This is a genomic window from Flavobacterium sp. ZE23DGlu08, from assembly GCF_030505335.1.
GTDB lineage: Bacteria > Bacteroidota > Bacteroidia > Flavobacteriales > Flavobacteriaceae > Flavobacterium > Flavobacterium algoritolerans.
Genome location: NZ_CP130045.1, coordinates 1,940,065 through 1,962,882, shown reverse-complemented (window position 1 = coordinate 1,962,882; position 22,818 = coordinate 1,940,065). Strand labels below are relative to the sequence as shown.

Below are 22,818 nucleotides of genomic sequence, written 5' to 3'. Positions count from 1 at the left end.
ATGAAAAATATTTTTATAGTTATAGCTCTTTTTTTCGGTACACAACACCTGCTTTATGCTCAAGAAGATGGAGTGGTTTCATTTAATCTACCCGTCCGAAATTCGTTAAAGTTTAATAGATTCCTGATCAATCCTACCTTTAGTTTTGTTAGAGAACAAAGCACTATTGTCAGTTTTTATAACAAAAGGCAATGGGTTCAATTTGACAATGCGCCTCAGACCTACTTAGTGAGCTATTCTGGAAGATTCAGAGAAAATGAAGGGATTTCTGTTGGATTATTCCAGGAGAATTATGGTGTGCTTACCACCTTTGGGGCTGTGGCAAACTTTGCTCATAATGTCATGCTTCAAGAGGATAGTAATCTAACTTTTGGAATGAATGTAGGATTTTATAAAAGTGGCTTAGATAAAGGCAAGGTTATTACAAACTATCCTGATCCATCATTAGAAAGTATACCCTCAAATGCTTTAATAACGGTAAATCCGGGTATCAACTATGGAACTGCCTTTCTTGATTTTGGACTTTCTGTAAATAATCTGATTTTATACAATCTTAAAACTTCTAAAGTAGTCGAAGACGATCCTGAACAAAGCATTCAAGCTCACATTATGCACACAGGATATTTAGATACCTACGGTTTTTTTGACAAAAGTAAATTTTCGGCTTTGCTTAAAACAGAGGTTAAAAAAGATAAAACTGTTGTTTCAGGATTAATGATGTTTGCTATTCCCAAAGGAATTTGGGCTCAAGCGGGTTATAATAGCGTATACGGGATGTCCGGCGGAATAGGGCTGAATATTACTCCAAAAATTTCTTTGGAGTACAATTATGAAAAAGGTATAGGGAATTTATCCAATTTTGGGTCTTCCCATGAAGTTGTTTTTGCTTATAAATTTAAGAGTAATTCATACTATTATGGCAACGATGAGGAAGAAGGAGCTATTATTCCTCCCGCAGAGGTAAGAAAATCAGTTCCGGCACAACCAAAAGAATCCAGTATTTTATCTCCTGAAGATGCTCAAAAGTTGAAGGAACTTAAACTTGCTTTGGCAGCTCAAAAAGAGGAAAGAAGATTGCAAAAATTAAAAGAAATTGCTGATGCTGCAGCTAAAGCCAAAGCGGATTCACTTAACCAAACCAAATTGGCAGCAGATGCCAAAGCTAAAGCGGATGCACTTGCTCAAGCAAAACTTGCTGCTGATGCCAAGGCTAAAGCAGATGCGCTTGCTAAAGCAAAAATAGCAACAGATACTAAACCTAAACCTAAACCTGATGCAGTTGCTCAAGCGAAACTCGCTGCTGATGCAAAAGCCAAAGCTGATGCACTTGCTCAAGCAAAACTTGCTGCCGATGCAAAAGCCAAAGCTGATGCACTCGCTCAGGCAAAACTTGCGGCTGATGCTAAAGCTAAAGCTGATGCCCTTGCTCAAGCGAAACTTGCTGCGGATAATAAAGCTAAAGCTGATGCTCTTGCTCAAGCAAAACTTGCTGCCGATGCAAAAGTCAAAGCTGATGCACTTGCTCAGGCAAAACTTGATGCAGATAATAAAGCTAAAGCTGATGCACTCGCTCAGGCAAAACTTGCTGCCGATGCAAAAGTCAAAGCTGATGCACTTGCTCAGGCAAAACTCGATGCAGATAATAAAGCTAAAGCTAAAGCTGATGCACTTGCTCAAGCAAAACTTGCTGCAGATAATAAAGCCAAAGCAGACGCAATTGCTCAAGCGAAACTAGATGCGGATAATAAAGCCAAAGCTGATGCCCTTGCTCAGGCAAAACTTGCTGCGGATACTAAAGCCAAAGCCGATGCACTAGCGCAGGCAAAACTGGATACTGATAATAAAGCTAAAGCCGATGCACTTGCACAGGCAAAACTTGCTGCGGATACTAAAGCCAAAGCCGATGCATTAGCTCAGGCAAAACTGGATGCAGATAATAAAGCCAAAGCAGACGCTCTTGCTCAAGCGAAACTCGATGCGGAGAATAAAGCTAAATTAGCAGCAACACCAAAGGATGCCACTACAAAATCGATGGATGATTTAAGCAAATTAGTAGAAGAATCTAAAAACACACAGCAACAATTATTAATGCGATTAGGTGAAACGGTTGCCAATAAAGAAAAAGACCTTAAAGAATTAAAAGAAGAGAATGATCTAAGTGAGAAAGGTATTTTCAAAGAGCCGAAGCCTTTCAAAAGCGTGTCTGCGGAAAATAATGCATTAGAAGCTTTAAAATTAGAATTAGTTGAGGTGAATAAAACTCAAACCGTAAAAATTAGAGAGTTAGAGAATTTATACAAAGAAAGACTGAAAAAAGTGCCGAATAAAGAAGACGAAACGAATCAATATTATTTGAAAGCCATAGAAACATTAAAGCAAGAACAATTAAAAGTATTACAGTCAAATACGAATCTGATAGCATCATTAGAAAAAATTAAAACAGATACTGAAATTGAGAAAAAAAGAAGAATTAAACGCGCTGGTTTTGAGAATGATCAAAGTAGGTATTTGAAAGATAAAGCGACATTAAGCTTAATAAAAGAGAAGACTGCTTTCAGTTCGGTTCCTTTAAAAGCAGAAGATTTTGACTCAGGTGATGAGCAGTCTAATATGCAAATTTTGAAAAATATTAAAAATGTGGAAAGTGGTTATTATTTAGTGGTTGCAGTACATGATAATGTTGCTAAAAGAGATGAGTTTTTAACAAAAGCTGTTGCTGCAGGACAAACAAACATAGATTTCTTCTACGATATTAATACCAGTAAATATTTCATTTACTATAACAAATTTGATAACATAGAAGAAGCTAAAAAAGCATTAGAGTCAAAAGGCAGTAAACCTTATAACGGTAAAATGTCTCTTGCTAAAATTGAAAATTAATTAATAAAATCAGTTATGGAAAAACAGTAATAATTTGTTCTAAATATTAAATTCAGTTTTGCACATTTTTGGATTAATTCCCAAGGCCCCTAAGGGTTAATCCGGAAAAATAAAAACCATCAGGCAATGTTGCCTGGTACAATAATTTTACCCCAATGAAATTAAAAAACTACCTACTAATTGCTGCATTATTTGTGGCAAATAATTATATTGTATTAAGGCAATCTGCCCTTTCTTTTGCGTCTCTATTTTTTACTCATACAATTAAATCAGAAAGGATTTCATTATTGAATGTGTTCAAAAAGTCTGTTGTTTTAAAAACAGGTTTTGTACTGCTAATGTTTTTGCTGAGTGAGGCATCCTATGCTCAAACCTACAAGACATTTGCTATACGAAAAAAGATAGATATCAGAGGAAGTATGGTTGTGGCGGGAAATAATATTTTGGGCCAAGACAATCTTCCTTTTAATGATAATACAAAATCCAATCAGGATATATCGATGAAGTATATCGATATTGATTCTGATGCAAGTACTTTCAGTTCCAGTAGTGCAGACCTTTCAGTTCCTACACAAATAAACGGAACATTAAGCACCTGTTATAGGGTTTCCTATGCTGCTTTGTATTGGGGAGCAATGCTTCAGAGCGGTAGTAGGACAGACATCAATAAGGTAAAGCTAAAATTGCCCGGGGCTTCTACATATAGTGACATTAATGGGACACTCATTTATGATGCCAACAGTTCTCCCATAATTCCAGATGCGAATAAACCGTATGCTTGTTATGCTGATGTGACCAGTTTATTGAGTGGTTTGTCAAGTGCAGGGGGAACGTATACGGTGGCTAATGTAATTGCCGGTGAGGGTTCTAATGGCTCCACCGGATTATCAGCCGGATGGACTCTTTTTGTGGTTTATGAAGACCCAAGCCTTCACATGAAATCATTTAATGTTTTTGATGGATTTAGCCATATTTATGATTCACATTTTGAAAAAATTCCGGTTACAGGTTTTATAACTCCTCCATCAGGTCCTGTAGATTTACAGTTTGCCTATGCTGCTTTGGATGGAGATAAACCTAAAGGGGGAACGAAACTGGAGTTTGGCACTAAGGAAGTTACGACTCCCCTAAGATCTGCCAATAAGTTTTTTAGTTCTACGATTGAAAATACCAATGGAGTTCAAACGCCAAGAAATCCTTCCGGATCCAATACCTTGGGATATGATACCGGTGTATTGGAAGTGGTAGGTGCAAATCCGGAGTATATAAAAAATAACCAAACATCAACCGATTTTACATTGCAAGTGGCCAGAGGTCAAGCGGATCCGGTATTTCTATTTTTCTCTGCTTATGCCGTAGATATCATTGCGCCAAAAATAGACCTGACCAAACTGGTAAAGAATACTTCGGGAGTTGACATTGGTGGAACCAATGTTACTTTAGGACAGTCTTTAACGTATGAAATTAGTTATCAAAATGTTGGTAATGATAATGTGAATAATTTCACGATAAAAGATGTACTGCCAGAGAATATAGTCTTTAATCCTCTAACCAATATCGATTATACTAATTCAGGAGGAGCAACATTACAATCCTATGATCCAGCTACAAGGACCATTATTTTTACAATCCCAAACAGTTCCGTATTAGTCAATGGAGCCCTTTATACCATACGCTTAAACATACAGGTCGTACCCAATTGTAACATGTTGAGTGATGCTTGTTCGAATGTAATTATGAACCAGGCGTTTGCAACTTATAGCGGTATTATTAATACCAATACATTTGAAGAAGAGGGGAGTTTTGCTTCGACCGCCTGTAAATTAGGTTCGCCTGAATCAACTAATTTTTTAGTAGATATTTCCAATTGTACCTTTGAGAGAACCGAAGTCTTGTGTGGAGCCAGTGTTGTATTATCCGCCTCAGATGGATATGCCAGCTATTCTTGGTCAACAAGTCCAACAGGAACACCGGTTATTGGAACCGCTCAAACCTATACAGCCACTCAAACCGGGGTTTATTATGTAAAAAATACCCCTTCGGGTACCTGTTTGCCAATTAATGAAAAGATTACCGTTGTTCCTTATGGTAACACCATTACAAATCCGGTTATCCCTTTTGCAGATTTATTGCCTATTTGTCCGAACAACGGAAAAGTACTGCCTAATATTTTCCTGTGTGGTGCCAATGCTACCCGTGCAATTACTACTGGGATTAGTGATGCGGCATCGATTGTTTGGCAAAAATTAAACGAGGCAAGCTGTCCAGCCGTTACTGTTGATAATTGTGCGAATGAAAGTTCAGCATGTACCTGGAACCAAGTTGGTACGGGTCCGGATTATACGGCAAATACTGCCGGACAATATAGGGTTACCATAAATTATGTAGGAGGCTGTTACAGTGTTTTTTATTTTAATGTGTATCAAAACCTTTTAAGCCCAACAGTTACCACCAGAGATATTATCTGTAGTACCCTTGGAGAAATAACCGTTGGAGGTGTTCCTGCAGGATATGAATATAGTTTGAATGCTACCGGTCCTTATCAAACCTCAAACGTGTTTTCTATTGCTACGCCTAATTCCTATACGGTATATATTAAACAAGTTGGGGTAGTTACCAATCCATGTATTTTTACCGTTCCTGATATTCTTATCCGAAATAGAGTTTTTACGGTTTCAAAATTTGTCACTCAACCACTTTGTAACGGAGATAAAGGAGCGATAAAATTGGCGGCTAATGACGCACGTCCACAATATTATTTTAGCATTCACCAAGGGGGAACATTGGTCAACAGTGTAGGTCCAATAATGGCTAGTGAATATGAATTTTCGGGTTTAAATCCGGGAATCTATACAGTGAGGGTTCGGACTGAAGATGGTTGTGATTATTCGGAAAATATTGAAATAATAGAACCATCTTTATTAACAGCAACTTCGGCACTGACTAAACCATTGACTTGTACAGATGGGCAAATTACAGTATATCCTGTTGGAGGAACGCCACCATATACGTATTATGTAAATAGCACAACCGATTTCCAAAACACGCCACAAATTACGGTTACAAATCCATTGCCTCCGGGAGGTGTTTATACTATAGACGTTTTTGACAGTAAAAACTGCAAGACCACAACTACAATTACGGTAGCTGCTATTCCGCCGCCAGTTTATACGGTTAGTCAAACTAATATTCTATGTTACAATGACACTACGGGAGAAATTAAATTTAATGTTACAAATGCCAATGGATATACTTTAGCCTATAGTATTGATAATGGCGTTACCTATGTGGCAAATCCAACTTTTTCTAACCTTAGTGCAGGAACTTATACGGCGATTCTTAAATATTCATTGTTGGGTGCAGACTGTTTTTCTACAGCTGAAGTTATCACGATAACACAACCGACAACAGCTTTAACGGCTTCTGCGGGAGTTTCTGAATTAGCTGGTTGCGGACCTTTGGGGGAAGGGAAAATAAGAATCACTAACCCACAAGGAGGAACGCCTTTTCCAGCACCGAATTATTATTTATATAGTTTTGACAATCAAGCTACTTGGGTAACCAGTAATGAAGCGTACTTGGCTCCGGGAACGTACACGGTGTATATAAAAGATGCTAATGGTTGTATTTATGCCATGCCAAATATCATCATTGACCCAAAACCGGTTGAACCAACTATTGAGGTTGAAGATGCTGTTTTCAATTGTGATGGTACTGCAACCAGTACCGTGACAGTAACAAATAATGGAGGAGCCAATTATAGTTATCAATATCTGTTGGATGGTACTTTGAATGCGAACATACCGTCAAATGTTTTTACAAATGTGCCTTCCGGAACGCATACTGTAAGTGTTTCCTATACATTATTAAGCGTTCCAACTTATAGTAATTTATTGAAAGAAGATTTTGGATCTGGAGCAGATGTGCAATCTCCGGGAATCAATCCAGCTTTTTGTTGGGAGAGACAAGTAGAAGCAACAAAATGTAATGGGAATAAGTTATTTGGTAATGGTGAATATACGGTTACTAAAAGTTTAGAGAACAACCCTTATGTTGGATGGCATAATCCAGTAGATCATACAACTGGAAGTGCAACAGGCAGATATTTAGCTGTAGATGCCGGCACAGCAATTCCAAATAATGCGGTTCTATATAGAAAATCAATTAAAGATATTATACCAAATCAGCCTATTCAGGTTACATTTTATGCTACCAATTTATTGAAAGTAGGAAATACACAACCAGACGCCTCTCTAACTGTTGAATTGCAAAATAGTTCTGGAACGCCTTTGTCATCTAGTTCTACAGGTGGAATACCAAAAACGAATGGTTGGGTTCGATATGACAGAACAATCAATCCAGGTAATAATACCACATTAGATTTTGTTTTACGATTAGAAATAGCCCAGGTTAATGGAATAGATTTTGCCGTTGATGATATCACGGTATATCAATTACCAAAATCATGTATTACTACCAAAGATTTTACTGTAATAATTCCTACTGATGAAGCTTTTACTGCTTCAATCACAGGATTTAAGAATGTAACTTGTGCCGGTGCTAATAATGGAGAAATCACAATCGCTGCTCAAAATTTTGATACTACAAAAGGGTTTCAATATTCTATTAATAATGGTGTGACTTGGTTTACCCAAATGACCTCTCCTTATACGATTATAGGATTAGCAGATGCCACATATAATTTACAAATTCGTTATGATGCTACCTCAACTGGAACGTGTGTAAAACCATTTACACAAATTATAACTGCGCCAACGGCATTAATCACGACAGCAACCCTAACTAAAGTTGCAACCTGTATTTCGGGTGCAACCATTACGGCCAGTTCGACAGGAGGAACTTTAGCATATAGATATGAATTATGGGATGCAACAGGAACCAATAATGTTCAACCATCTCAGAATACCGGTATTTTTACAAATGTTGCACCGGGAACCTACATTGTTCGTGGGTATGACGCTAATAATTGTACCGATGACGCTGATGCACTTGTTGTTTTGGCTCCGCCAACTTTAACCGCATCACTGGACGCAAGCTCCGATTTATGTTTTGATAGTTTGAATCAGGCTTCATTAGTAGTAAATGTTTTAGGAGGAACTGCACCATATACCTATAGTTTAGATGGTGCTCCGGCTCAAAACAGCAATACATTCAATACTGTAAGTGCAGGGAATCATTCGGTATTGGTAACAGACAGTTTTGGTTGTACTGCGCCGGCTATTACTGTTAGTATTGCACCTCAACTGACTACTGTAGCTACCACTACAAAGACATTAGACTGTACAGGTAATCCAAATGCTGTAATATCAGGAACCATTTCTGGAGGGAATGCTCCATTTGTAATAACGGTACTTTCAGGAACTGGACCAGGAACAATAGCCCAACCAACAGCAACTACTTTTACATACACAACAGCAGTTGCAAGCACGTATCAATTTCAAATACAAGATGCCCAAGGATGTATCACTACCGCTACTGCAACGGTAAATTCTTTAACTCCGATAACAGCCACAACTACAAATAGTAACCCATCTTGTAATGGTGCATTTGATGGTTCAGTACAAATAGTTCCATCAGGAGGAGTAGGTCCTTATACTTACAGCAGCGATGGAATTACGTATGTTTCGAGTTCATTATTCTCAGGTTTAGGCAACGGAACACATACTTTTTATATCAAAGACAGTAAAGAATGTTTTATTACAAAAACGGTTACTTTAACACAACCTACTGCTTTAGTAACGTCAGCAAGTGCAACCGAATTTAGTTGTAGTGTCACCAATACGAAACAATCAGCGACAATAACCATAGCGGTTCCTACTACAGGAACAGCTCCATATCAATATAGTTTTAATGGTGGTGGTTATACCAATGTCAATACCTTAACGATAAATGATAACGGAACAGATCAAGTAATTTCGTATTCCGTAAAAGATGTAAAAGGGTGTGTGTACTCAAACACGATTACAGTTTTAAAATTAAATCCACCAACTGATTTAAGTTTTGCGGCTGCACCAATAACATGTACGGCGCCAACAACGACAGTTACAGTTACAGCCACAAATGGAGTAGGAATATTGACTTACGCCATTACTTCGCCGGCAGCTTCAGTAGCTTCAAATACTACTGGTGTTTTTGCTGGATTATTGCCGGGAACTTATATTTTTAAAGTTACCGATGCCAATGGATGTTATTTCTCAGAATCCTATGTTGTAAATTCAGTTACGCCAATCACGGTTATTGGAAGTAAATTGAGCGATGTGTTGTGTAATGCTGGAAATACAGGATCAGTTCGATATACTGTTTCTGGATTTTCAGGAACGTATAGTTATAGTATTAATGGAGGTTCAACTATTACGGGACAAACGGCAACAACGATTAATCTGACCAATCAATTTGCAGGAACATACGCAATTTTGATAACCGATGAGGTTACGGGTTGTACGGCGAATGCTTCTGTTACAATACTAGAACCGACAGTTCTAACCATACCTTCAACAAGTGCCACTAATGTTCATTGTAACAATGACAATTCACAAATTACGGTAATGGTCTCTGGAGGTACCGCTAATTATTTATACGCAGCAGTAATTGCGGGCTCTACGGCTCCAATAGCTTCAGTGTACAACAGCAGTAATATCATAACTGTTGACACGAACTCAGCGACAAATTTAAGCTGGGATGTTTATGTAAAAGATGCTAAAGGCTGTATCGTAATCACTACAGTAGATGTGATTACAGATGATTTACCAATTGTTACGGCCAGTGTAAACAATCAGTGTACAAGTTCAGGAAGTAATTTTACAATTACTGCTTCGGGAACTGGATTAGCGCCTTTAACGTATAGTATCAATGGAACTACTTTCCAAACAGGTTCAACGTTTACAGTTGCCCCAGGTTCATATACGGTTACTGTTAAAGATAAAAATGGTTGTACCGCTCAAGCAACTGCGCCTACTGTTGTTTATCCGGCTATGATTGTAACGGCTGTTTTAACCAAAGACAATACCTGTTTTCCTGCGCCTACGGATGCTAGTATGACTATATCGGTAACTGGAGGAGAAGCTCCATTTGGATATCGTGTAAAAGTTGGAGCGGGTTCTTATATTGGTTCGCCAATTCCTTTTGGAGGAACCTCGTTTACATTTAGCACATCAACCGCAAATACATATCAATTTGAAATTACGGATGCTAATGGATGTACCAAAGAAAGTAATGTAATTTCAACAACAGCCATTGTACCTGTAACGGCCTCTTTTGTAAAAGTAGACCCAACATGTAATGGGTTTTCAGATGGTTCTATTCGATTAACAGCCCTAACCGGTGAAGCGCCTTTTACGTATAGTATTGATGGAGGAACTACTTTTGTTGCTACTAATGTATTTGGAGGACTAGCTTCGGGAAGTTATCCTTATGTTGTCAGAGATAAAAAAGGTTGTGATGCAACAGGAACAATTATTCTTGATAATCCAGCACCAATTGATGTTTCGATTGCAATAACAGACATACTTTGTAACGCAAATACTCCGGGTAGCTTACTTGCAACAATTAATTCAGGTGGAATCGCTCCATTTACATATACTCTGTATAGTAATACTTTTACACAATTAGCAACATCTGGAACAACAGCAGCGACAAGTTATAATTTCGCCGGATTAACTTTTGGAGACTATTATATTACAATAGTCGATGCTAAAGGATGCGAATATGAAAGCTTAAAACAAAGAATTAAAACACCACCATTTCTTAGCCTTGCTGCGCCTGTAATTGTAGGTAGTGATTGTGTTAATGGTGCCACGGTTCAACTGGAAGTTATTTCTGGAGGAGTTGCTCCTTATAAATTTTCAATTTTTGGACAGCCCGCAACAACCTCACCAGCTATAAATACTCCTCCGTATCAATGGACGTTTAGTAATTTATTACAAGGAACCACTTATTATTTTCAAGTTGAAGATGCTAATCTTTGCACATCAATACTAGAGGTTATTATACCGCCAATATCAACTATTGCAGTAAATATAGATAGCATAAAAAATGTTACTTGTAAAGGTTCCAATAATGGTATTTTAGATTTCACAGTTAGTAGTTTTGATGCTTCAGTAACAACTATAAATTACGAAATATTGGACGCATTGACTAATGCTCCGGTTTCCCCAGTTATTAGTGGGGCTATAACAGGAACTGCGGGAGGACCAATATCAGGGACTATTACTTCGTTACCACCAGGGGATTATTTGTTGAAAGTCACAGAATCCACCGGTACACTTTGTTCAGCAATTATACCATTTAGCATAACTCAGCCTCTTCAAGTACTTGCTTCAAGCATTACGGCTCAAGTAAATGCCAATTGTGATTTGGGTTCTCAAATAACGCTAACTACAACAGGAGGAACCGGACCTTATGAATATGCTGCTGGTGCGCCTGGATTTACACCAATAACAGGTGATTTTGGAACAAGTAATGTGTTGACTTTAAATTATGTTGCTCCCGGAAATTGGGATATAGTAGTAAGGGATGCCAATGATTGTAGGGTTATAATTCCTGTAACAATCTCTAAAGATGATGATCCAACCATAAATACACCAGCTGCTATTTGTTATGACGGGAATCCGTTTACAATTACTATTTCAGGAACTGTTGATCTGGATTTAGCCGGTACGGAAATGTACAGCGTAAACGGTAGCGCTTTCCAAGTAAGTCCTAGTTTTACTTTTAATGCATCTGGAACTTATAATTTAGTAATTAAAGATGGAAATGGTTGTACGGCTACAGTACCGTATGAAGTAAAAGACCAATTGGAGTTAAGTGCAACTCTTACCAAAGAATTGGATTGTACAGCAACACCAAATGCACAAATTACTTTGACTACAACAGGTGGATATACAACGCCGTCTGCAAATTATACTTATGAAGTTTCTACAAATGGCGGTGGAACATGGACAGCTATGGCTACCAATGTATATCCTGCAGTAATAGCGGGAACGTATGATTTCAGAGTTACGTATGCGAATAATTCAATAATTTGTCAAACAACTACAACTTTTATTTTAGATCCAATACCAACCACAGTATTTAACACTACAGTAACTAATGTAAGTTGTAACGGTGGGAATGACGGATCGATTACGGTGAATGTAACTTCTGGAGTTGGGCCTTTTGAATACCAATTGGGTGCAGGAATCTTTCAATCTTCGAATTCATTTACAGGTTTAACAGCTGGTACAGCTTATGTTATTACCGTTCGTAACGCTAAGAATTGTACGCTGGCTTCATTGCCAATCACCATTACAGAGCCAGACGATTTAACGGCAACTTCATCCATTACTACAGCATTAGTATGCGGTGCGGGGAATGCAGCACAACCAGCAACAGTGACTGTAAGTGGAATTGATGGTACTGCTCCGTATACTTATAGTTTTGATGGAGGTGCAAATTATACAGCAACACCTACCTATCAATCATATACAGGAATCACATTTGATGTTTATGTAAAAGATGCTAACGGTTGTATTTTTATTTTAGATAATGGTGTTGATATTCCGGCTTTGGATGCTCCAAGAGATTTAAATTTTGCAGCACCTGCTGTTACTTGTTCTGTACTAACAACTACGGTAACAGTAACAGTTCCTGCGGGACAAGGAGGGATAGCACCTTTTACATATAATAACCTAACATCAGGTACATCAAGTGGTACTGGAGTATTTGCGGGACTTTTACCGGGAACCTATTTATTCCAGATAACGGATGCTAATTTCTGTACCTACCAAGAGTCACACACTGTTAATCCGGTAACGAATATCACTGTTTCGGGTCAATTAATTAGTGATGTGACTTGTAATCCGGGAGCCAATGGAGAAGTATTGTTTACAGTAGGAAACTTTGCAGGAATGTACAGTTATTCATTAGACGGAGGAACGACAGTTATTACCGGACAAACAAATCCAACGATAACAGTATCAGGATTAAGTGCTGCAAGTACACAAACGATTATCGTAACTGATGAAACAACAGGATGTACGGCTACAACTTTTATTGATGTTTCGCAACCTGCTCCATTAGCTTTGACAGCAAACCCATTTATTAATGCCAATTGTAATTTTGGCGCTCAAGTAAGTGTGACTGCTTCAGGAGGTGTTGCTCCATACAGTTATTCGTATGTAATAAGCGGAGATCCGGCAGGAACTTATTCTGCTTCGGCTTCAGCTGTTTTAAACCCGGCTACAGCAACATCATGGGATGTGTATGTGAAAGATGCTAATAATTGTGTAATTACAACGCCATTAACAATCGCTATTGCAACTGATCCACTTCCAACAGGAATAACGGTTACTGGTTTAAGTCAATGTCCAAGCGTAACAGGCGATTATACTTTTACCGTAAATGTAGCAACAGGTGTAGGTCCGTATGAATTTAGTATAGGAAGCGGATTCCAAACGAGTCCAACCTTTATCGTAAATATACCAGGAACCTATGATGTAATTGTAAAAGATGCTAATGGCTGTTCGACAACAGCGACAGGTTTAGTTGTTATCTTGCCTGCTTTACAATTACAGGCTACTATTACGGCTTTACCAACTTGTATTGATGGCGATGGAACAGCAACGCTTTTAGCTACTGGAGGTTCGGGTAATTATGAATACAGTATAGACTCAGGAACATATCAAGCTTCCGCAAACTTTACTAACATTTTTGCAGGAACACATACAGTAACCGTTAGAGATATTACAACAAATTGTACCAAGTCTATTTCGGTAATTTTGGCAGCGGCAACTCCAATCACTGGTTTTGCGCTTTCAAAAGTTGATGTGACTTGTAACGGAGGAAACGATGGAAGTATAACTGCTTCTATGACTACTCCTGCGGTAGGAGTAAATGACAATCCAACATACACATATAGTATTGATGGAGGTGCTACCACTCAAACTTCAACTGTTTTTAGTGGTTTGATTGCCGGAACATATACAATTGATGTGACTTCAGGAAGAGGTTGTGAGGCCACTCAAACCATAACTGTTGACGAGCCGGCTATTATAACAGTTCCTGCTCCAACGGTTTCTCAATATGGTTGTAATACAGGCTCAGATGCAACTAATTATGCTACGATTACTGTAACTGGGGTAACTGGAGGTTCTGGGACTTACGCCAATTATGAATTTATAAAAGGCGGAATAGTAGTTCAGTTTGGTGCGAACAATACGTACACCGAATCTGACTTATTAGGCGGTAGTTACACCGTAAATGTTTACGATAATAAGGGTTGTATTGGCACTGCGCCATCTGTAATTACGATTGCGCCATTTATTGCTTTAGACAAAGCGAATGTAGCGGTTAACAATGCAATTACTTGTACCAATTTAGAAGACATTACGGTTACGGTAAGCAGCATCGGAGGAACACCAACGAATCTGCAATATACTGTAGCTGATTCTAATGCGACAACAGGAGTAATTGGAGCTAATTATAATTTCACCAATGCTACTGGAATTTTCACTGGACTAAATATTGGGAATTACCTGATTACAGTTGAAAATTTAGATACAGGATGTAGCATACAAAGTGTGCATTATGTAAATAATCCAAATACTTTCGACCTTACCATAGACACTATTGTTGATGTGACTTGTTTCAATGGAAATAACGGTAGTGTTAATGTCACTTTTGTGGACAGAGTAATTACAGCCACTAATCCGAATCAATCCGGGCCTTTCAATTATACGATAGTTGATGCCCTTGGTAATTCGGTTACTGCAGGGACAGCAGCAACTGCGGGACCAATCACCATTAATACTTTGGCAGCTGGCACATACACTATTACAGCTACATTGACGAATAGTCCGTTTTGTACAGTAAGCAAAAACTTTACCATTACGCAACCTACAGCAGCTTTGGCCATAGCCGAAACCCATACTGCAATAACATGTGTTACAGGTAATAATGATGGAAGTATTTCCGCATCAGCTGTTGGCGGATGGCCGGGAGGTTATCAGTTTGAATTAACAGGACCAATGACTGTAGCGTATTCTTCTCAAAGTAATTTTACCAATTTAACAGCAGGAACGTATACAGTAAATGTCAGAGATAGTAAAGGCTGTGTAGCTACAACAACTGTAATACTAGTGGTTCCAACACCAATTACCGTAACAGCAAGTTCAGATATTACAATGCTAAACTGTAAAGGAGATAAAAATGCTACGATTACTGTTGATTTACCTACAGGCGGTCAAGGATCTAATTATTTATACACTTTGAATACGACATCTGTTACTCCGCCAACGGCATCAGGACCGCAAATTTCTCCAGTGTTTAGTGGCTTAGGTGCAGGAACGTACACGATTACGGTAACAGATGGATACAGTTGTTCAGCAACTTCGGCTGCTATTGTTATCACTGAGCCAACAGAGGTGAAATCTAATTTGGTAGTGGCAACAACACAAACGTGTTTAACACAAACAACACTTACCTTGAGTGCAACGGGTGGAACAGGACTTTATACCTATAGCGACTCTGCGGCGTTTACCACAATTTTAGGTTCGTTTGTGTCTTCGGTAACCTTTCCGGTACCAGTAGGAACGTATGTTTATTATGTTAGGGATGCCAATGGTTGTGTTGCTACTGTTTCTAATCAAATCAAGATTGATCCATTGCCAGCATTAATAATCAATTTAGATAAGACAAATGCGGTTATTAATTGTGCAGGAGACAATACGGGTGTTATTGTTGCAACTGCGCAAGGAGGACTTGGGAATTATATCTATACGCTACAGGATGCATCTGGAAACACTCTTACTGCTGTTCAAGCCAGTCCAGGTGTTTTCACCCAGCTTTTTGCTGGAAATTATCAAGTAAAAGTAGATAGTGGTGATTGTACAACAACGTCATCAATTATTACGATTACCCAGCCGTTGGCACCATTAGCAGCACCTTTCACAGTTAGTGATGTAACCTGTAATGGAGCAAATAACGGATCAATTGAAATCAATGCTTCTGGTGGAACCGGTATTATCAAATATGCTATATCTCCAAATTTAAACCAGTTTGTTGACGATACTATTTTTGATAAACTGGCGCCAGGTACTTATGATGTAATTGTCCAAGATGTATTGGGATGTTATATAAAAATTAATTTCACTATAAATGAACCAGACTTAATAAGTGTGGTAACTGAACCATCGTCTATAATTCCGGAAGTTTGTGAAGGGGATAAAGACGGAGAATTCAGCATTACAATTTCAGGTGGAACGGCTCCATATAGTGTAAGCTTAGACAATCCAAGCGGAACTTATACAACGGGTACAGCTACTCAGACCGACTTTGATTTTACAGGATTAACAGGAGGTGCTCATACCGTTTATATTCGTGACAACTTAGGTTGTAATACAGAATGGACTGAAGTGTTGCCGGAATCAATACGAATAAATCCAATTGCTGTCATTGATTACAGTTGTGTAAATAATGCGGCAAGCAATACGGTTACCGTAACGGTAGATGCTAGTATAACAGACCTAACGGATGTAGATTACTCACTGGATGGAGCATCTTATCAAACGAGCAATGTATTTACAAATGTGGCTCCAGGAACAGGTCATTATGTTGATGTAAGACATACAAATGGATGTATAAAAAGAACAGCCAGCTTTGATATTGTACAAGTTGATCCGTTGGCATTAGTTTTAAACGATGGAGGATTAAATGAAATTGTAGCTACGGCAACTGGCGGTGGTGGCGGATATCAGTATACGCTTAACGGGGAATCCTATGGAACCAAGAATACTTTTATCATCTATAAATCGGGAGATTATACAGTTGAGGTAACAGATTCAAATGGTTGTGTGGTTTCAGCTACCCGATATTTTGAATACATTGATGTCTGTATCCCGAATTACTTTACGCCAAACGGTGACGGAGTAATGGATGGATGGGCTCCCGGATGTACAATCAATTATAAAGACTTGACATTCGATATTTTTGACAGATACGGACGAAAAATAGCAACCTATCGCCTTGGCCAATATTGGGATGGTAAATACAATGGTAACGAACTTCCTTCCGGAGATTACTGGTATGTTTTAAAATTGAATGATTTGAAAGATGCTCGAGAGTTTGTAGGTCATTTTACCCTTTACAGATAATAAATAAACACTGATGATCAAGTTGTCCCAAATTAAAATGATCCAAATGAAAAAAATAATAGTACTCCTTCTCTTGACTGTAACTTCGGGCTACAGTCAGGAGTTAAATTTGCCTGTTTTTACACAATATTTAGCAGACAATCATTTTGTAATATCACCAACATTCGCAGGTATTGGTGATAACCTGAAAATTAGAGCCAATGGACTTACGCAATGGGTTGGCATAAAAGACGCTCCGGATAATCAGTCCGTTTATGCTGATTTTAGAATTGCGGATCAATCAGGTGTAGGGATATCGTTGTACAATGACAGCAATGGAAACACCAGACAAACTGGACTTAAACTGTCCTTTGCGCATCACTTAATACTAGACTATTATTCAAAACAATACTTGTCTTTTGGGATGTCATATAACATTAATAACTTTAAAATAGACATTAATAATTTCAATACAACATACGAAGCTCCTGTTCTGGATCCAAGCATCACGGACAACCGATTTGTATCCAATAACAACTTTGATATTGGCGCATTGTACAGAAATAAATCATTTTATTTGAGTCTTAATGCCAGTAATATTTTAAATAAAAATGCCGATAAGTTTTCAGGAGTTGAGCCCGTATTACTAAGAAACTATCAGGTTTATTCCGGATATGTTTTTAAAAGTCCCACGAATAACAGGATTGAATATGAGCCATCCGTTTTCTATCAATATTTTGCCAGTGACCAACGTTCCAGTACGGATGTGAATATAAAATACAGACAATTCAACAAGTATGAGGATTATTATTGGGCTGGAATTTCCTACCGTTTTTTGAATGATCAGTTTTTCAAACCGTTAAATTTAGGGCCAATGGTTGGTTTCAAGAAGTCTAATTTTTATTTTGGATATTCTTATCAACTTACCCTGAATCAATTGATGGCATATAACTCAGGAACCCATGTTGTTACAATTGGACTTGATTTTCTGGCAGGAATCAGCAACTGTCCTTGTACGCAAAGTCCGGTTCACGATTGATTATTCTTATTTATTTTCTTAGTTTTTGATATAAAAAATTGCATTAACTATTAATTTACAACGATTTCGTTGGTAAAAGCTATATTTTTCTAAGTTTTTCAAATTTAATAATAATTTAAAAGTTCTATATTTGTTATTCTTTCAAAAAAAACAAACTAAAAATATACTTAATGAAAACTTTAAACGATTTTGATTTTGCAACTAAAAAAGCAATAATACGTGTTGATTTTAATGTGCCTTTGGACGAAAACTTCAATGTAACAGATGCAACCCGTATCGAAGCGGCAAAACCTACAATTGATGCTATTCTTGCTCAAGGCGGAAGCGTAATTTTGATGTCACATTTAGGCAGACCAAAAGGTGTTGAAGAAAAATATTCATTGAAACATATCCTGAAAACAACTTCAGAAGTACTTGGAGTACCTGTTCAGTTTGCTTCAAACTGTATTGGTGAGGAAGCTAAAACTGCTGCAGAAAAATTACAAGCTGGAGAAGTTTTATTATTAGAAAATCTACGTTTTCATGACGAAGAAGAAGCTGGTGATGTTGCTTTCGCAAAAGAATTAGCGTCACTTGGTGATATTTATGTAAACGACGCTTTTGGAACTGCACACAGAGCACACGCTTCGACTACAATTATAGCTCAGTTTTTCCCAACAGAGAAATGTTTCGGATTATTATTGGCTAAAGAAATAGAAAGCTTGAACAAAGTTTTGAAAAACAGCGAAAAACCAGTAACAGCAGTTCTTGGCGGATCTAAAGTTTCTTCTAAAATTACGGTTATCGAGAATATTTTGGACAAAGTGGACCACATGATTATTGGTGGTGGAATGACATTTACTTTTGTGAAAGCATTAGGAGGTAAAATTGGAGATTCTATTTGTGAAGATGACAAACAAGAATTGGCATTGGAAATATTAAGATTGGCTAAGGAAAAAGGAGTTCAAATTCACATTCCGGTTGATGTTGTAGCAGCAAATGATTTCTCTAATACTGCCGATACTCAAATAGTTGATGTAAAAGAAATTCCTGATGGATGGCAGGGACTTGATGCAGGACCAAAATCTTTGGAAAACTTCAAAAAAGTAATTATGGATTCTAAAACAATCCTTTGGAACGGACCATTAGGTGTTTTTGAAATGGAAAGTTTTGCTAACGGAACAATTGCTTTAGGGAACTTTATTGCTGAATCTACTGCAAACGGAGCTTTCTCACTTGTAGGTGGAGGAGATTCTGTAGCAGCAGTAAAACAATTTGGTCTGGAAGACAAAATGAGTTACGTATCAACGGGTGGTGGTGCCATGCTAGAAATGCTTGAAGGTAGAACATTGCCAGGAATAGCAGCTATTCTTGACTAATACAAAGAAATAAAAACCGTTAGAATTGAATGATTTCTAATTAATAAACGGTATCAGAATTCAATGAAAACCTTAGCGGTAAATAATATCGCTAAGGTTTTTTTGCATTAAATTTCAAGAATTGATTTTTTAAAGGGTTTTTGCCTCTAAAACCGGTCAAAATTCTTTACAAATGAACGAAAGATTGCATTTTTAACAATATTTATAGAATTTTTTAGTTTAAACCTGTTAAGTTTGTAAAAACAAGCTTTGTAATCATTTGAAATATAGGTCTTTGATCGTAAAAATATGAATATAAAAAATACCACCTTATCGTTTTTTCTATTAGCATCCGTGCATTTATTTTCGCAAGAAACAGTTGTAAATAAAGACGTTGTAAAAGTAGAAACAAAATTATCCTATTTAGATTCCATCAAGAAAACCTTCATAAAAGATGACTTAGCATCTTGTGTTGACAGTTTGTGGATGAAAGAATTAACAAACCTCGATTTATACAACAACTTATCAGAGGATATTAAGAACATTAATATTGACCAAATAGTGGATTATGAATTGCCTACAGCCCTTTTGAAAGAAAGATTGGCGGCAATGGATGCCAAATCACCTTTCAATATTGAGTACAATCAAGGTCTGGAAAATATCATTAAATCATTCCTGAAGAACAGAAAAAAATCTTTTGAGCGCTTGATGGGCACATCAGAATATTATTTTCCACTTTTTGAAGAAGCTTTGGCAAAACAAAATGTTCCTTTGGAGATAAAATATTTGGCGATTGTAGAATCAGCTTTGAATCCAAAAGCAGTTTCTAAAATGGGTGCCACAGGACTTTGGCAGTTTATGTATCAAACTGGAAAACAGTATGGTTTGAAAATTGATTCCTATGTTGATGAACGCAGCGATCCCTTGAAATCCAGTGAAGCCGCGGCGCAATACATGACAAATATGTATAAAATATTTGGCGATTGGGATTTGGTTTTGGCCTCTTATAATTCTGGTCCGGGGAATGTTGCAAAAGCCATTAGACGTTCTGGAGGACAACAAAACTATTGGAACATCAGAAAAAATCTTCCTAAAGAAACACAAGGATATGTACCTGCTTTTCTTGCTACAATGTACATTTATGAATACCATAAAGAACACGGAATTGTTCCTAACAGAGCTACAGTAAAGCATTTTGCCACAGATACGATTATGATCAAGAAGCAAATGACGTTCAAGCAAATCTCAGATTTATTAGATGTTCCAGTGGCGCAATTGCAGGTTTTGAATCCGTCATACAAGCTAAATGTGATTCCGTTTTATCATGATCAAAATCATTATTTGAGATTACCACAAGAAAAAATAGCCGTTTTTGCGTCTAATGAAGCTCAGATTTATGCCTACACTCAATATGAATCAGACAAACGTGAAAAGCCATTTCAGATTGAAAAAGCCCTTGCTGTAAAGGATACTGCGAATTACACGATTCAGAAGATTGCACTGCCCAAAACAACCTATTATAAAGTAAGACGCGGAGATAATCTGAGTATGATTGCCAGTAAATATGACGTTGATGTTTCAGACATAAAAAAATGGAATAAACTTAAAAGTAATGCTTTGGCTTATGGAAAAAGTTTAAAAATAGTTATTGGTGCTGATTTGACAACTCTAAAGAAGGAACCTAAAACAGAATTGGTATCATCAGAGAAAATTTCGAGCAATGAAAGAATAGTTGCTTCTGAAATGAAAGCCAATAAGGAAGAAAAAACTAAAAAAACTACCCAACCAGAAACAGTAGTATCGAATGCATCTGCACTTTATGTGGTTCAAAAAGGAGATAATTTAGGAAGTATTGCCAAGAAATATGATGTTACTATTGCCGAAATCCAAGAATGGAATCACCTTTCCAATGATAATGTGCAATTAGGAGCTTCATTGCAGGTTGCAAAAAAAGTGTCAGACAGTAAAGAAGAATTAGTTTCAGGTCCCGAACGAAAAGACATTGAGTATGTTGTTTTGCAAGGAGATAATTTAGGGAATATCGCTAAAAAATTCGGTGCTTCATTAGCAGATTTAAAACAATGGAATAATTTGCAGGATAATACGATTGGCATAGGCGCCACTTTAATTGTAGCCAAAGATGAAATAGTTATCAATACCAATAAAGCAACGGTAAGTTCATTCAAGAAAAAAACGAATATCACTGATTCTTCTAAGAAAGAGGCGATTGATTATTATGTGAAAAAAGGAGATTCCTTGTATAGCATTTCTAAAAAATATCCAGGAGTAACCATTTCTGACTTAAAAAAATGGAACGGTATTCGCAGTGAAGAACTCAAGCCCGGAATGAAGTTAAAAATAAACGGATAATACGATAAACTTCTATAAATTTGGGTTTTATTTTATAATTGAATAGCAATGAATAAAGCCCATTTTTTACTTCTTCTGATTTCTTTGATGTTGTTTTCCTGTAAAAAGGAAAATGAATCTTTGCCACGAAAAACATCGGGTAAAATCAATACTATTTCAGTTATTATTGACGATCAGTTATGGAATGGTGATGTAGGGGACAGCATTCGAAACAAGTTTGCATCTCCGGTAATTGGATTGCCACAGGAAGAACCACTGTTCAACATCAATCAATATCCAGTTAAGCTTTTGGAAGGTTTCATGACGGATACCAGGGCGATTATAGTGGTAAAAAAAGGAGAAGTAAATAAATTTGAGATTGCTAAAGATCAATATGCATCTCCTCAGAATGTATTTCACATCTCCGGCAAAACAAGTGCAGATATTATAGCAGGCATTGAAAAAAATGCGCCCAAAATGATTCAGCTGATCAAGGAGGCAGAAATAGCCGAAAGCCAGAGAATCAATGGTCAATCCCATATTGACCCAAAAGTAATTTCGAATAAATTCCACATCACATTACAGGCTCCTTCCGGTTACGCATACGTGCTTCACAAAAGCAATTTTATGTGGTTAAAAAAGGAAATCATTGGAGGAAACACCAGTCTTTTAATTTATCAGGTTCCTTTAAGCACCATAAAAAAAGAGGCTGATTTAATCACCAGTATTATTAAAATGCGAGATTCAATCGGGAAATTATACATCAGTGGAACTGAGCCCAACACTATTATGATTACTGAAGAGGCTTACGCGCCGTATCTTTCCAAGATAACTCTTGATGATAAGGAAACTTATGAAACTAAGGGAACTTGGGAGTTAAATAATGATTTCATGTCGGGTCCATTTATCAATTATGCCATTGTCGATAAGGAATACAATCGGATTCTGGTTTTAGAAGGTTTTTGTTATGCACCGTCTAAAGAAAAACGCGATCTCATGCATGAATTGGAATCTATCATAAAATCAGTAGATGTATTGAAAAGATAATCTTATTTTCTTTTATTTGTACGATACAAAAAACATAAAA

Annotated in this window: 6 protein-coding genes; all 6 read left to right on the top strand. The window is 37.3% G+C overall.

Translation table 11 applies throughout. The annotated features are described in order from the left end of the window. Complete coding sequence (locus Q1W72_RS08495; protein WP_302134726.1) at nt 1-2,880, top strand: PorP/SprF family type IX secretion system membrane protein; 2,880 nt, start codon at nt 1-3, stop codon at nt 2,878-2,880. A gap of 155 nt (nt 2,881-3,035) precedes the next feature. After that, nucleotides 3,036-17,027: a T9SS type B sorting domain-containing protein gene (locus tag Q1W72_RS08490; RefSeq protein ID WP_302137907.1), complete on the top strand. Its 13,992-nt coding sequence runs from the start codon at nt 3,036-3,038 to the stop codon at nt 17,025-17,027. A gap of 46 nt (nt 17,028-17,073) precedes the next feature. Beyond that, nucleotides 17,074-18,045 (top strand): type IX secretion system membrane protein PorP/SprF, encoded by a 972-nt coding sequence (locus tag Q1W72_RS08485; RefSeq protein WP_099716225.1) that lies wholly within the window; start codon nt 17,074-17,076, stop codon nt 18,043-18,045. Between the two features lie 170 nt (nt 18,046-18,215). Continuing rightward, on the top strand, nt 18,216-19,403 hold the full coding sequence (gene pgk, locus Q1W72_RS08480; protein ID WP_099713922.1) for a phosphoglycerate kinase: 1,188 nt from the start codon (nt 18,216-18,218) through the stop codon (nt 19,401-19,403). Between the two features lie 288 nt (nt 19,404-19,691). Then, nucleotides 19,692-21,752 carry a LysM peptidoglycan-binding domain-containing protein gene (locus Q1W72_RS08475; protein WP_302137906.1) on the top strand — a complete coding sequence of 687 codons (2,061 nt, stop codon included), beginning with the start codon at nt 19,692-19,694 and terminating at the stop codon, nt 21,750-21,752. 48 nt (nt 21,753-21,800) lie between these two features. Then, nucleotides 21,801-22,778 (top strand): DUF4837 family protein, encoded by a 978-nt coding sequence (locus Q1W72_RS08470; protein ID WP_099713920.1) that lies wholly within the window; start codon nt 21,801-21,803, stop codon nt 22,776-22,778. The last annotated feature ends 40 nt before the right edge of the window (nt 22,779-22,818 follow it).